This is a genomic window from Pseudomonas indica NBRC 103045 (genome assembly GCF_002091635.1).
Taxonomy (GTDB): Bacteria; Pseudomonadota; Gammaproteobacteria; order Pseudomonadales; family Pseudomonadaceae; genus Pseudomonas_M; species Pseudomonas_M indica.
Window position 1 is genome coordinate 1 of record NZ_BDAC01000036.1, and the last position, 14757, is coordinate 14757.

General features: G+C 59.5%; 9 protein-coding genes and 2 pseudogenes. 7 read left to right on the plus strand and 4 right to left on the minus strand.

Translation table 11 applies throughout. From position 1 onward, the window contains the following. The first annotated feature begins 239 nt into the window (after positions 1–239). Genes imuA through PIN01S_RS25305 form a run of 3 tightly spaced genes read left to right on the plus strand, consistent with a single transcriptional unit; the run spans position 240 to position 5345 of the window. A complete protein-coding gene (gene imuA / locus PIN01S_RS25295; RefSeq protein WP_084339685.1) occupies positions 240–857 on the plus strand; it encodes a translesion DNA synthesis-associated protein ImuA in 618 nt (205 codons plus the stop codon). 7 nt (positions 858–864) lie between these two features. Continuing rightward, positions 865–2274: a Y-family DNA polymerase gene (locus PIN01S_RS25300; RefSeq protein ID WP_084339686.1), complete on the plus strand. Its 1410-nt coding sequence runs from the start codon at positions 865–867 to the stop codon at positions 2272–2274. Then, positions 2271–5345, plus strand: a complete 3075-nt coding sequence (locus tag PIN01S_RS25305) for an error-prone DNA polymerase (protein WP_084339687.1) — start codon at positions 2271–2273, stop codon at positions 5343–5345. The genes PIN01S_RS25300 and PIN01S_RS25305 overlap by 4 nt, the downstream gene beginning before the upstream one ends. Positions 5346–5633: 288 nt before the next feature. Here the strand turns inward: PIN01S_RS25305 and PIN01S_RS25310 are convergent. Then, positions 5634–6488: pseudogene (locus PIN01S_RS25310) on the minus strand (universal stress protein); the annotation flags it as partial. Positions 6489–6602: 114 nt separating this feature from the next. Between PIN01S_RS25310 and PIN01S_RS26865 the strand changes: the two are divergent. Beyond that, positions 6603–6755 (plus strand): hypothetical protein, encoded by a 153-nt coding sequence (locus PIN01S_RS26865; protein ID WP_169715886.1) that lies wholly within the window; start codon positions 6603–6605, stop codon positions 6753–6755. A gap of 573 nt (positions 6756–7328) precedes the next feature. Beyond that, positions 7329–8306: a lipid A deacylase LpxR family protein gene (locus PIN01S_RS25315; RefSeq protein ID WP_084339689.1), complete on the plus strand. Its 978-nt coding sequence runs from the start codon at positions 7329–7331 to the stop codon at positions 8304–8306. Positions 8307–8396: 90 nt separating this feature from the next. Here the strand turns inward: PIN01S_RS25315 and PIN01S_RS25320 are convergent. Continuing rightward, positions 8397–9371, minus strand: a pseudogene (locus PIN01S_RS25320) (MFS transporter); the annotation flags it as partial. A 139-nt stretch (positions 9372–9510) separates the two neighbouring features. On the opposite strand from PIN01S_RS25320, the gene PIN01S_RS25325 reads away from it, so the two are divergent. Then, positions 9511–10284: an AraC family transcriptional regulator gene (locus PIN01S_RS25325; RefSeq protein ID WP_084339691.1), complete on the plus strand. Its 774-nt coding sequence runs from the start codon at positions 9511–9513 to the stop codon at positions 10282–10284. A 415-nt stretch (positions 10285–10699) separates the two neighbouring features. Next, positions 10700–12097: a tyrosine-type recombinase/integrase gene (locus PIN01S_RS25330; protein ID WP_084339692.1), complete on the plus strand. Its 1398-nt coding sequence runs from the start codon at positions 10700–10702 to the stop codon at positions 12095–12097. Between the two features lie 232 nt (positions 12098–12329). Here PIN01S_RS25330 and PIN01S_RS25335 read toward each other — a convergent pair whose 3' ends face one another. Then, complete coding sequence (locus PIN01S_RS25335; protein ID WP_049246599.1) at positions 12330–14273, minus strand: DUF3732 domain-containing protein; 1944 nt, start codon at positions 14271–14273, stop codon at positions 12330–12332. Then, positions 14270–14755, minus strand: coding sequence for a three component ABC system middle component (locus PIN01S_RS25340; RefSeq protein WP_049246596.1), 486 nt, complete (start codon positions 14753–14755; stop codon positions 14270–14272). The genes PIN01S_RS25335 and PIN01S_RS25340 overlap by 4 nt, the downstream gene beginning before the upstream one ends. Between the last annotated feature and the right edge of the window lie 2 nt (positions 14756–14757).

Genomic DNA, 14757 nt, shown 5'->3' on the forward strand with positions numbered 1-14757 from the left:
GCCGACACAACCCCTCTCTCTTACTCAACCCTTTGATTATCAAGGAGTTTTTCATTCAGGCTGCGCCGGAAGTGGCGCGCATTATAGAGCCATTCGAATAGCCGTCAATACCTATTTCGATGTGTGCCCAGCTTCTTTACTTCGCTATTCGGACAGGGCGTTCATCGGCCTGACTTGACCGAAGTATCAGTCAAATCAGATACTGTATAAATATACATATAATTGAGTTATTCCTAAGCATGTCATCCGTGCTAGCCCTCAATAGCCTGCTCGATGCACGCCGCGTATGGCGCGGTCAGGTCAGCTTTTCCCCATCCGCAGCCCAATCGACCGGGCATGCTGGGCTGGATGCGACCTTGCCCGGCGGTGGATGGCCAGACTCGGCACTGAGCGAGATTCTTGTCGCGGCCGCCGGTATCGGTGAGCTTCGCCTGCTGTGGCCTACCCTGGCACGACTGACCGCCGCCGGCGAACGCGTGGTGCTGGTCGGACCGCCACATCTGCCCTACCCTCAGGCTTGGTTGGCCGCTGGGGTTGACCTACGGCAGTTGGTGATCGTCCATGCGCAGGAGCGCGACGCGCTGTGGGCTGCCGAGCAATGCCTGCGCTCGGGTAGTTGTGGCGCGGTGCTGTGCTGGCCGCAGCAAGCCGATGACCGAGCCCTGCGCCGTCTACAGGTTGCCGCCGAGAGCGGACAAACCCTGGCCTTCGCCTATCGCCCTCTGGAGGAGGCGATAAATCCCTCGCCTGCAGCCCTACGCCTGGCACTCGAGACCCGGCCGGCACAAATACGCGTGCTCAAATGCCGCGGCGGCTTGGCCCCGGCACGGACAATCCCGGCCGCCGGCTGGCAGTGAGGCGGATATGCTCTGGGCCTGCATCCTTTTGCCGCAACTGGCCATGGACGGAGTGCTACGTCACCGCTCCGATGCCGATGCACCACTGGCGCTGCTCGGCGGGTCGCCCCAGCGCCGTGTGCTGCAAGCGGTCAATCCGGCCGCGCGGGCACTGGGCCTGAGACCAGGCCAGTCGCTGACGGCCGCCCAGGCGCTGACCCGCACTTTCGCCACCGCCGACTATGACGTGGCGGCAATCGAACGCTGGCAACGATTCCTCGCCGCCTGGGCCTACGCTTTCAGCGCCCAGGTCAGCCTGCACTATCCACGCTGCCTGCTGCTGGAAGTGCAATCCAGTCTTCGCCTGTTCGGGCCCTGGCCACACTTCGAGGCACGCCTGCGGGCGGAGTTGACCGGGCTGGGCTTTCGCCATCGCATCACTGCCGCTCCCACTCCGGCGGCTGCCCGGGTGCTGGCCAACGCCTATGACGGCCTGACTATACCCGACAGCGCCCTGCTGCATGAGACGCTCGGCCGGTTGCCGGTAGAGCGCCTCGGTTTGCCCCGCGAAGTGGCGGCAGCCCTCACGCGCATGGGACTGCACAGCCTGTCACAGCTCCTTGCCCTACCCCGTGACAGTCTCGCCAGACGCTTTTCTGCCGACGTGCTGGCCCACCTCGACACTCTGCTCGGCAACCGCCCCCTGGCGTTGGATTTCTACCGGCCACCGGATGTGTTCGATGCACGGATAGAACTGAACTTCGAGGTCGAGTCGCACCAGGCATTGCTGTTCCCGCTGCGGCGCCTGACCGCCGACCTCGCGGCCTACCTGGCCGGACGCGACTGCGGTGTGCAGCATTTTACCCTCTACCTGGAACATCGGAACCAGACTGCCAGCCGCATGCCAGTTGGTTTGCTCAGCGCCGAGCGCGAGGCAGCCATGCTCTTCGAACTGCCCCGTGGGCGCCTGGAGTATCTGCAACTGCCGGCACCGGTGCTAGCGATACGGCTGGAAGCTCTGGAACTACCCGCCTTCACTCCGGAACACCGACAGTTGTTCGACGAACGCCCACAGCAATCCCTGTCCTGGGAACAGTTACGCGAACGTCTGCGTACCCGCCTGGGTGACAATGCCGTCCAGAGCCTTGGCGCTCGCGCCGATCACAGGCCTGAACACGCCTGGGTTGAACAACCGACAGAACTGTCGCTGCCTCCCTGCGGCCCGCGTCCCGGCTGGCTGCTGGCAGAGCCGCTCTCCCTGCGCGAGTCCTCTTTACGTATCCTCGCCGGGCCGGAACGGATCGAGTCCGGCTGGTGGGACGGAGGCGACGTCCGGCGAGACTATTACGTCGTGGAGACTCGCGCGGGGCAACGCGGCTGGGCTTTCCGTAAGGTTGGAGACGGAGGACCGTTGCTGCTGCACGGCTGGTTCGCATGAGCGATTACGCCGAGCTGCATTGCCTGTCCAACTTCAGCTTCCAGCGTGGCGCCTCCAGTGCCCGTGAGCTGTTCGAGCGCGCTGCTCGCCTCGGTTACCACGCCCTGGCGATTACCGATGAATGCACCCTGGCCGGCATCGTTCGCGCCTGGCAGGCCTCGAAAGGCACCGGCCTCCCCCTGATCGTCGGCAGCGAGGTGCGCATCGTGGACGGCCCCAAGCTGGTCCTACTGGTGGAAAACCTCGCCGGCTACCAAGCCCTCTGCCGGCTGATCACCCAGGCCCGACGGCGCGCCGAGAAAGGTTGCTATCGCCTGTTGCGTGAAGACTTCGACGAGCCGCTGGACGGCCTGTTGGCGATCTGGTTGCCGGAGGGCGACATCCGACACGTTCCCTGGCTGCGCGGACGCTTCCCGGAGCGATTATGGCTCGGTATCGGACTGCACCGAGGCGCGGACGACACGGCAAGGCTGCGCCAATTGCTCGAGCTGGCGGAGGACCATCGCCTGCCGGCGGTGGCCTGTGGTGACGTGCATATGCATGCCCGCGGCCGCCGCGCCTTGCAGGACTGCATGACCGCCATCCGTCATCACCTACCGATCACCGAAGCCGGTGCCTATCTGTTTCCCAATGGCGAACGCCATCTGCGCCGCCGCGAGGAATTGGTCGAACTGCACCCCTCGGAGCTGCTCGCCGAAACCCTTCGCATTGCCAGGCGATGCAGCTTCGACCTCAGTCAGTTGGACTATCAGTATCCCCACGAGGTGGTACCCGCTGGCCACAATGCCACTTCGTGGCTACGCGAGCTGGTCGAACGGGGCGCCCAGTGGCGCTGGCCCAAAGGCGTGCCAGAGAAAGCCTGGGCGCAGATCGAGCACGAGCTGGCACTGATCGCCGAGCTACGCTACGAGAGCTATTTCCTTACTGTCTACGACATCGTCCACTGGGCGCGCGGACAGGCCATTCTCTGCCAGGGCCGAGGCTCTGCAGCCAATTCCACGGTGTGTTTCACCTTGGGCATTACCGAACTTGACCCCATGCGTTCGGACAGCCGCCTGCTGTTCGAACGGTTCCTGTCACGCGAGCGCAACGAGCCGCCGGACATCGACGTCGACTTCGAGCATGAGCGCCGCGAGGAAGTCATCCAGTATGTGTTTCACCGCTACGGCCGCGGGAGAGCCGCGCTCACCGCCGTGGTCAGCACCTACCATGCGGCCGGTGCGGTGCGCGATGTGGCCAAGGCTCTCGGTCTTCCACCAGACCAAGTGAATTCCCTGGCCGACTGTTGCGGACGCTGGAGCAACCAAGTGCCATCCGCCGAGCGCCTGGTCGAGGCCGGCTTCGATGCGGATACCCCCCTGCTGCGCCGGGTGCTGGCCCTGACCGGCGAGCTGATCGGCTTTCCCCGCCACCTGTCACAACACCCTGGTGGCTTCGTGATCTCCGAACATCCGCTGGAAACCCTGGTACCGGTGGAGAACGCAACCATGGCCGGGCGTACGGTGATCCAGTGGGACAAGGATGACCTCGACTTGGTCGGCCTGCTCAAGGTCGACGTGCTGGCCCTCGGCATGCTCAGCGCCTTGCGTCGCTGTTTCGCGCTGATCGAGCGCTATCGAGGAGCCCAGTGGACGCTGGCCACGCTACCGCCGGGTGACACGGCGACCTACGAGATGATCAGCCGCGCCGATACCATCGGCGTATTCCAGATCGAATCACGGGCACAGATGGCCATGTTGCCGCGCCTGCGGCCGAGGACTTTCTACGATCTGGTGATCCAGGTGGCCATCGTCCGCCCGGGGCCGATCCAGGGCGATATGGTCCATCCCTACCTGCGCCGGAGAAATAAGGAAGAGCCGGTCGAATATCCCTCCGAGGAATTGAAGCCAGTGTTCGAGCGCACCCTCGGCGTTCCGCTGTTCCAGGAACAGGTGATGGAGTTGGCTATCGTCGCCGCCGACTACACCCCGGGCGAAGCCGATGAGCTACGCCGCAGCATGGCCGCCTGGAAGCGCCACGGAGGCCTGGAGCCACACCGCCAGCGACTGACGTCGCGCATGCTCGCCAAGGGCTACACGGAGGAATTCACCAGCCGCATCTTCAGGCAGATCGAAGGCTTCGGCAGCTATGGTTTTCCCGAATCCCACGCCGCTAGCTTCGCCCTGCTCACCTATGCCAGTTGCTGGCTGAAATGCCACGAGCCGGCAGCCTATGCCTGCGCGCTGGTCAACAGTTGGCCGATGGGTTTCTACAGCCCCGACCAGGTCCTGCAGGACGCCCGCCGCCACGGCATTGAAGTGCGCCCGGTGGACGTCCGCTACAGCGACTGGGATTGTGGTCTGGAACCGACCGGCACCGTACAACCGGCAATCCGCCTTGGGCTCCGGATGATTCGTGGCTTGCACGAGGTGGACGGGCGGCGCATCGAGGAAGCGAGCCAGCAAGGTCCATTCGCCGACATCGAGGATCTTTGCCGACGCGCCAGCCTGGATGCCCGCGCCCGCGAACGACTGGCGGACGCCGGGGCCTTGCACGGTCTCACCGGGCATCGGTACCAGGCGCGCTGGGCGGTGGCCGGCATCGAACCACAGTTGCCCCTGTTCGCGGGACTGGCCGCTCCCCAGGAGGCGCCGGTGGATCTCCCCCTACCCTCGGTCGGCGAGGACCTGCTCGCCGACTACGCCACGCTCGGTACTACCTTGGGCCCTCATCCACTGGAACTGCTACGCGGCCAGCTCAAGGCCCAGCGTTGCCGCAATTCGCGCGAACTGGTTGGGATCGCGCACGGTCGCCCGGTCAGCATTGCCGGCCTGGTCATTGGTCGTCAGCGCCCACAGACCGCCAGTGGGGTGATCTTCGTCACCCTCGAAGACGAGTTCGGCCTGGTCAACGTGGTGGTCTGGCACGATCTCGCGGAGCGCCAGCGCCGCGTACTCGTGCAATCACAGATGCTGCGCATCGACGGTCATCTGGAGGCGGCAGATGGCGTACGCCACGTGATCGCCGGGCGACTGACCGATCTCACGCCCCTCTTGACCGGCCTGGACGTGCGCAGCAGGGACTTCCAATGAAACCGATCAGCGAGCGGTACGCACGAGACTGAGTTCTACACAGCGTTCGTCTCGCTACGTGCTTGTCAGCCCCTCCATGGGCTTTCATGAATGGCAGACCGTGAATCGACACCCCACTCAGCGTATCTTGAGCCCGGCAGGCTGCGCCGCCACACCCGGCGACAGCGCCTCGCCATACCCTTGCTGCGCCGGTATCGCTGCCTGGGGAGCGCTCCAGATATCCGGCTCCGGGCTGTGACTGTAAGGCCATGAGTGTATCGCCTGGTCGAGCACGGCATTCGTCGGCGGAGCCGCCAGCTCCTCCAGGTGGGTAATGATGTCGTCGGGCTTGAGCACCAGCACATCACAGTCCAGGCTATCGAGCACGGTCTCCGCAGTGTTGCCGATCAGCGCAGCGCTCAGCCCGCGGCGCGCCACACTGCCGATCACACAGAGGGCGACCTCGAGTTGCCGGGCGATCTCCGGGATCAGCGAATCCGCGGGCCCTTCCTCGATATGCAACTGGGCATCCTCGATCTTGAACTCGGCCTGCAGCGCCTTGCAGTGCTCCAGATACAGGGAGTGGATGCTTTCCTTGATCTGATAGACCGGATCCGCCGCCAACTGCTGCGCGCAGGGATGTGCGGATATCAGATGCAGAGTACCTCCGACCATGCGCGCGATATCGTGGCCATGACCAACGATACCGGTATGCAGTACTCGGTGGCTGACGTCGCAGTTACCGGCATCGATCGCCGCGAGGATGGCGCCCCCGCTCCAAGGCGTCGAAGATTTGACGATCAGCACCGGGCAGGGACAGAAGCGCAGCAGCTTCCAGTCCTCGGATGGCAGGAAGGTCTTGAGCAGTGGATTATCGGGACGGTGCTGCTTGATTACCAATCCACAGCCTTGCATCTGCTGCACGGCAATGATGGTCCGATACTCGCAGTGCTCCCATGCTTGCTCAGCGCTGACACTAAATCCCTCTTGACGCAGGCTGTTCACCACCGCCTGTAGATGAACAGATTCATCGTTCTTCTTGTTGCACACCAGCAAGTGCAGATGCGATTGAGTAAAGCTGGCAATCAACTTTGCCTTATTCAGTATCATTGATTCCGGCTGCTTTACATCCATCACAACCAATGTGTTTCGAATAGTTTTCATCTTCTGCGCCCTGTAAGTTAATTACTTATAACGGCGTCATGGACCATACAGAACTAACGCATCCCGCCCATCCATCAGCCATTCTTTTTCAGGCGCATATCCGGAGAAGACCACTTGGCAACTGCTGAAGCCAACTTATCGCAAGAAACAGACCACTACTGGAGGTTCGTCGAGAAGACCGATATGCCGCTGCCGCACGCACAAACCACCGGACACACGCTGCACGCGTCCGACAAGCAGGCGGGCGGCCCGACCGACTGGTTGTAAACCGTCGAAAAGTCGCAGAGCAGTTCCCCATTAAACCGCCCTATGACAAATAACCTCGATGATTAACGCCGCTCAACCCACTTCAAGTCTGGTTAAAATTCCATTACTCGACAAGACCATCTGTCGCCACAATGAATTTATTAGGCAAAACAAAAGAACTCTAAAGAAACGGAATTGCAGAGCGCATCTGTCGCAAATAACCAGGCACTCCACTCCCAGACGAGACTGGTGTAAAGAAAAACCAGATTTAAGTACCTATCAGCCGCTATAACGAACGCATATCTCATTGACAACTTCGGAAGCTCTCCCAGAGGAGCACTCCTCTTCGGATTCGCTCACGGCGCTTCCGAGCGCATTCTGGGTACTGGCGCCTATTCACGCCCTGCGAACCGTTTGGCTCGCCAGATGTCGTCATGTTGAAAGGTGGTGGGAATGGCACGGAAGCGGATGCAGCTTCGGATGTCGAACTGGACGGCCGTCCGGGCCGGTTGAACCGACGCAGCCCCCTTGGCGATACAGCGTCGATGCGGTAGGTGCCCCCACAGGAAAGCCAATAACAAGATCGGAGCTCGCATGAAAACCAGAATCGTCAACGCAATGTTCGTTTCCGCACTCCTCGCCGCCGGCATCTCGCATGCCGACGTCCTGACGCTGAAGATCGAGAACGATGTGTTTCCAGGCGGCTCCGATGGCCATTACACGAACGGCATCGAGGCTTTCCGGGCTTTCGAGCCGGCGCCCGATCACTGGACACGCGGTCTGGCAGGAGCAGTGCCAGGATGGAGTGCGGGTGATCTGACATACGCGGCCTACCGGTTCGGCCACCAGATGTATACACCGGAGGAAATCGAGCGGGACGCGTTGCAATCCGAAGACCGGCCTTATGCAGGCATGCTCTTCGGTGGCATCACACTGTTCTCGGCGGAGCAATTGGCCAGCCGACGGGAAACCCGCGCGCTCACCCTGGATATTGGCCTCGTAGGGCAAGGGGCAGGTGGAGAGCGACTCCAGCGTGCCGTGCACAAGGTTACGGGCAGCGACGCTCCCGAGGGCTGGGATCACCAGTTGGAAAACGAGCCGTTCGTGAACCTGGGCTATGAGAAACGCTGGTGGTTCCAGAGCCAGCTTGGCGGCCTGGAAATGGAATACGGCCCAAGCGCAGGCGGTGCCTTGGGCAACCTGTACACCTACCTTTCGACAGGAGCCGGCGTGCGCCTGGGCCAGGGTCTGTCGCGCAGCCCAAGCTACGCCTCCGTGACGCCATCCAGCAGCGGTGTGCAATTCTTCAAGGCAGAGGGTGGTTTCGGCTGGTTTGTCTACGCCAACGTCGAGGGCCGCTACATGGCCCACAACATGCTCCTGGACGGCAACACGTTCCGTGACAGCCATTCAGTGGACCGCGAGGAATGGGTAGGTGACGCCCAACTCGGGATAGCCCTGCTGTGGGATCGCTGGCAGCTATCGTTCGCCAACGTATGGCGCAGCCGGGAATTCCATGGGCAGGACGGACACGATCAGTTCGGCTCGCTGTCCCTCTCTACCTGGTTATAGGCAGCAGAGCTGCTGGCCTCCCTCCGAGGGAGCACAGCCGCTTTCACCCGAAGCCCGCATAGGCCTGGACGAACAGCTCCACGGCGGCCGCAAGACCATGCTCAGCACGCCGGTCCAGAACAGTCCCACGTAGGGCAGCGCCAGCGTGAAAGGCGCGGCTCCGAGAATGGAAAACCAGATCACCTTCTTGCGCCCAATCCTGTCTCCTATCGGACCGCCGAAGAAGGTACCAGCGGCAACGGCACCGAGAAACAGAAACAGGTAGAGCTGGGAGTTGGCCACCGACAGACCGAACTTCTCGATCAGGTAAAAGGTGAAGTAGCTGGTAAGGCTGGCCATGTAGAAGTACTTGGAGAACACCAGTACCGCCAGGACCACCAGGGCCAGCATCACCCGTCGCCTGGAGAGCCCGTGGGTAGCGACACTGCCCACCTTGAGACGGAAAAGGTTCAGATGGTTGCGATACCAACGGCTCAACCCATAGAGCACCGCGATAGCGAATGTCGCGAACAGTCCGAACCAGGCCACATGGCCCTGGCCGTAGGGAATGATGATCGCCGCCGCCAACAGCGGACCGAAAGCACTGCCGGCGTTACCGCCAACCTGAAAGGTCGACTGCGCCAGACCGTAGCGACCACCCGAGGCCAGTCGCGCGATACGTGACGCCTCCGGATGGAAGGTTGACGAGCCAACGCCCACCAATGCCGAAGCCATGAGAATCGTCGGAAAGGTGCCAACGGAGGCCAGCAGGAGAATGCCTACCAAGGTGCAGACCGACCCCACAGGCAGCAGCCATGGCTTCGGATGGCGATCGGTGTGATAACCAACCCAGGGCTGGAGCAGCGAGGCCGTAAGCTGAAACGTCAGGGTGATCAGGCCGACCTGCGTGAAGGTCAACCCATAGCTGGCCTTGAGCACCGGGTAAATCGACGGCAACACCGCCTGGATCAAGTCGTTGATCAGATGAGCTAGGGCACAGGCGCCGATCACACGCATGGCCAACGGGCTGACGTGGCTTGATGCCGAAGTGGCAACCAGGGGTGAAGCGGTCGAACTGACGGACATATCGGGTTTCCGGTAGACCAGCGAACATATGGCGCCGGCACCAGTTGCGCTGCCAGCTTTCGTATTCGGAGCTATCCTAGAGGCCGAAAAACCGACTGTCTCGCGAAGACCGGGAATCAACTATCGCAAAAAAGGTACCATGCTAAGGTCCCTGGATAAGTTACTGATCGAAATCGACGAAGCGGCGCTGATGGTCATCAGCAGTGCCACCGATTACCCGGCGGGCTGCACGATCGAGCCCCATTCCCACAAAAAGCACCAACTCATCCATGCGATTCAGGGAGTGATGGTGGTGCACTCCGCCATGAACCAGTGGACCGTACCACCCAGCCGCGGCATCTGGATGCCGAGCGGACAAATCCACTCCATTCGTTGCGTTGGTCCCGTGAAGATGCGCAGCGTATTCGTGCGACCGGATGGTTCCCTGGACATGCCGACCGAGTCCAGGGCCCTCAGAATCTCTCCCCTGCTGAGGGAGCTGATACAGGCCTCCATTGCCATAGCCGAACCCTACGAGCCGGACTCGCGTGCATCACGAGTGATGGGGTTAATCCTGGATGAACTCAAAGTCCTGCCGAGCCTGCCCCTGCATCTCCCCCACCCTAGCGATGAGCGAATCCAGATCATATGCGCGACGCTCCAGCGTGATCCCGGAGACGGATCGACCCTGTCGGATTGGAGCGCTCGACTGGGTCTCGACGAAAAGACCATCCAGCGGCTGTTTCAGAAGGGCACGGGAATGACCTTCGGCCAATGGCGCCAGCAGGCCCGCCTGCTTCTGGCCCTGGAGCGCATCGCGGTAGGAGAGAAGATCATCGATATTGCCGGAGCACTCGGCTACGAAAGCCCCAGCGCCTTCACCACCATGTTCAAGAAGCAGTTCGGAACGACACCCAGCAACTTCTTTAAATGATGCTCGTCACCCTGCGACTGCCATTTGCCGCATGTGCGAGCAGAACCCAAAACAGGCAGCCTCAGCTGGATGACAGCTGGAAATAAGGCAGGGGGCGCCAGCGTGTTTTGCGCTAGCCTTGCGCAAAGCCAGAAACGAAAACGGGACCAGAGCACCAAGCCGCTGATCCCGTTTGAGTTTTTGGTCGGGACGGAGTGATTCGAACACTCTACCCCTTGCACCCCATGCGCTTAATTGATGGATTTCCATAGATCATCATAGACATCCATAAACAACGCAAAACCTAGAAATTACGGGGCTTTCAGGCTATTTTACCTTCCCATAGCGTCCACTATCGTCCACCACCAGCCAAGCGTTTCGGTGGCACAAAAGTGGCACAAAATTCAGGCGTGAAGAATTTTACGAAGGGTAGAGAGTGGCCAAGCTGACGATAAAACAACTAGAGGCCTTCACGGCTGAAGATCACGGAAAGGTCTTCCGAGAGGATGGTGGACTGGTTGCCGAGGTGCGAGCTGGCGTGCGCGGAGTCACGGTTCAGTTCAGCTATGAATTCAAACTGGATGGCTCCAGAACCCGAAAGCGGCTGGGCAGCTGGCCGAAGAAAAGCTTGGTGCAAATCCGATCTGAGCGAGACGAAGCCCGGACCCTTGTTACGAAAGGCTTGCACCCTACTCTTGCCGCCAAAGCAGCGCGGATCGAGGCACAAGCTGCGGTTGCCGCCACTATTGCTGAGGCTGAGCGTGAAGCTGCGGAAAACAAAACAGTGGCAGATCTGTTTGACGAATGGATACGCGACGGCGTCTCTCGGCAGGATGGCAATGCTGAACTGATCCGCAGCTTCAAAAAAGACGTACTCCCCCTCATTGGCAAGAAGCCGCTTCGCAGCCTGACAGAGAAAGATTTACTCACCGTCCTACGCTCAGTCAAAGCGCGCGGCCTGAACCGTACCGTCGTGATCCGCAGCAAGGACATCGGCCAGATGCTGCGTTGGGGAGAAAAACGTAAGCCGTGGCGCACCCTGATGGCGGACGGCAATCCTGCCGACCTGATCGACGTGAGCAAGCTGCTGGATCACGACTACGAAGAACAGCGCGACCGACTGCTTTCGCCGGATGAGATTCGCGAGCTGCGTGACATCTTCGAGCGCCTGGAGCGTGATTACGAGGCCTTACCCGCCGGCCAAAAATACTCCGGCATCCGTCCAGTTAATCTGCGCGTGCAATGCGCCGTATGGATCTGCCTAAGCACCCTCTGCCGCATCGGCGAACTGCTCAAATCGGAATGGCGCCACGTGGATCTGGAGAAAGGCACTTGGTTCATCCCGGCCGAAGCGACCAAGGGGCATAAGGGTAAACGCCAGGATCACCACGTCTTTCTCTCAGCTTTTGCGCTTGAGCAGTTCAAGCGGCTGCACAAAGAAACTAGCGATACACCGTTCTGCTTCCCCAGCAAGGATGGCAAAAACCACGTCGACACCAAGACGGTCAGCAAGCTCATCGGAGACCGGCAGTGTCGCTTCAAGGACCGCAGCAAGCCCCTAGCGGGTCGCCATCATGACGACTCGTTAATACTGAGCAATGGTGCCAAAGGTGAATGGACTCCACATGACTTGCGCCGAACTGGCGCGACCATGATGCAAGAGCTGGGGGTAACACTGGAGATCATTGATCGCTGCCAGAACCACTTACTCGGAGGATCCAAAGTGCGTCGGCATTATTTACATTACGACTATGCAAAGGAAAAAACTGAGGCCTGGCGGCTTCTTGGGGAAAGATTAGAGGCGATCCTACCAGCGATACCTTACGCTGAATAATCAGCTATTCAGTTAGCCAAGAACCAGTCCATATCAGCTCCTGCAACCGCCAACACTCATTCAGCCGAATTCTTCCGCCCTTCAGCTGAGCAGAGGCATCTCTGCCCTTTTAACAATTGGCCGGGAGCTGTTCTCTCACCGACAATCATTACCGACCAAATGTTTACAGTCGAGGATGATATGAACAAAGTATCTACAGCCCAAGGAGGCTGGGTGCCTCTACTAGTAGTACTCAAAGGCTGCTCTCTCTCTTCGGCCAGTCCAGAGGGATCAAGGCATCCCCGGATAGCTTGTTCCACCTCATACGGGTAGCCGCCACATATCGGGGATCATCACCGAAATACGCATGTTCAATCAGCAGAACCTGCAGGTCATTTTGCTCAGCGGTAGCTTTGAATAGAAAATCCAGGTGCCGACGCATCGCCAGGACTTCCTCATTTTCTCCAATGCTTGCCTCGTCTTCCCCCCGCTGTGGGTAGTAGGGCCGGCTGATCTGATCGAACACCAGAAAGCCAGGTACCGGTGCCTTGATCATCCCGAGATATTTTTGCAGGGCGAAAGATAGCGCGATGTGGATAGCAAGGTAGTTTTCATCCGATCCAGCATCGGGTAGCCGTAATACCGTCTCAGTATCCTTCTCAATAATCGCGATGGCCGGTGGTTTGGAGGAGAACTCCAAATCAGCCTCAATGCATGGTTCGACCGTGGGCAACGATGCGAATGCATCAGACAGATATTGCGAAACTTTTCGTTCGGCGCGTGTGAGCAGCACATGTTTGGCATCGTTATCGATGAGCGCCTCCAGCTCTTCAATCTGCTCGCGCAGGACGTCCAAGTCAGGGCCTGGAAGCGGCGTCGCCGGGTTCATTTCCAGGAACTGCGAAACCTTGCCCATCAGGTGCGCGTGATACTGAGCTAGGTCATCCATTTCCTTGGCTTCGTCGCTTTGCCTAATCCAGGTTTTTATGCGCTCATCGACGCCCTTGAGCTTTTCATTAAGCCTCGCGAGCTCCAACTGCAGTGACCCCTCGTGATCCACAAGACGAGGTCGTACATTCTCAACAGCTACGCTTTCAGAGCGGACGATCTTCATTGATTGGCGGATGGCTTGGGCTGCAGCGATCCCACGCTCACTAGGCGTTTCACACAGAGGGCAAGCGTGGGCCACTGGCTGAAGATGCTCTGCAATTTTCAGCTTCTCGTATTGCCGCCGCACCGCCCCCTCAAAACCCGTCATTTCCTGAAGTGCCGCTTGTGTCGCTCGCGAGCTGCGCCTCGCATTTTCGATATCGCTGAGCAGGCTACGCCGCTGTGTATGGAGACTAGAAAGTTCGCTCTCGTTCGGGTTCTGCCCGCTCCTGTCGATCTTCAGCCGCTTGACCCTCAATAATGCGTCTTGAAGATCAGTTTCTGAAGCATCATCGGGTGGGAGGTCACACAAACCACAACGATGGGCATCCATCAGCAAGCGCATTGCATGCTTTTTGTAATCGCTACCTTCGGCCTGACGAACCCGAAGCTGACGCTCCTCCCGATCAAGCCGCTTGCGCAGGTCGCGTAGCCGACGCTCCTGGATCACTGTGTCTTGAGTAACGACGCCGAGGAAGTATGGCATCGTCTCAATGATGGCTGGTGCTTCGTCGGCCTGATCCAAACCATGAAGTAAAGCGGTCTCGTTGTAGATCACGTCTTTGGGGACGAACATGTAAGCAGTTGCATGGCGCACCGTCGGCCGCCATTTTCGGGCACTGCTTTCGTTTGAAGCGTCTGCTACCCCGCCAATACCAAACGCTCGTTCGATAAAGGATTTGCCCGCCTGAAGGGTTGTCGCGCCTTCAAACTCCGTCAACGACGTTGGGATTGGGAGGTTACGCCCGCTGCTGACAAACATCTTGGTGCTGGTGTCTTGTCCCAGAGGTGGAATGACCCTCCCCGTGATCATCTGCGCATCACCCAATACCCATTTTACGCCCACAGCGATACTGTGGCGTTTCACATGGGCAGCAAGCTCACAGACCTTCGATCCCAAGCAATAGTCGATGGCTTTGATCAGCGTCGACTTACCGGTTCCCGACGCACCGGTGATGATGTTTACCTCGCCAAGCTTCAAGTCGAGAATACGAACGCGGCCGCCCTCGCCCAAAAAGAAGATGCTTGAAATGTTCCAACGGCTCATAGCTCAAGCCCCATAAGGTTGAATACCGTCCTTGTTGAGCCCGCCAGGGCAAACCAATGACCAATTCGGTCGATGTTGTCGAAAATTTTCTGAGTATCCTGCGTGAGCTGTACCCTGAGATGCTTGGGTAGAGACGAGGCGCCTGGGGCTACTTTGCCCTCGGTAGTAATGACCAATAAATTGCTGAAACAGGCAAACCTGACCGCCTCCGTAACGATGTCCAACGACCCATTCACCCGATCAGCGAGACGAATCTGAATAACGGGACTGCGACGCATCCACTCCAATAATCCGGTCTTGCGATTTGTGTGATCGAACGTTGAAGTCAGGTCTCCGGACAACGCTAAAGGCAGAGCGGCGTAACACAACGTGATATCTGGCACTGATCCACTTCGGGTGCGATAAGCTCGGACGAAAGCGGCCAGCAGACAAGCGCAATAAGCCGGATTTGTTTCGGCAAAAATGTCATGAGCAATACCCATCG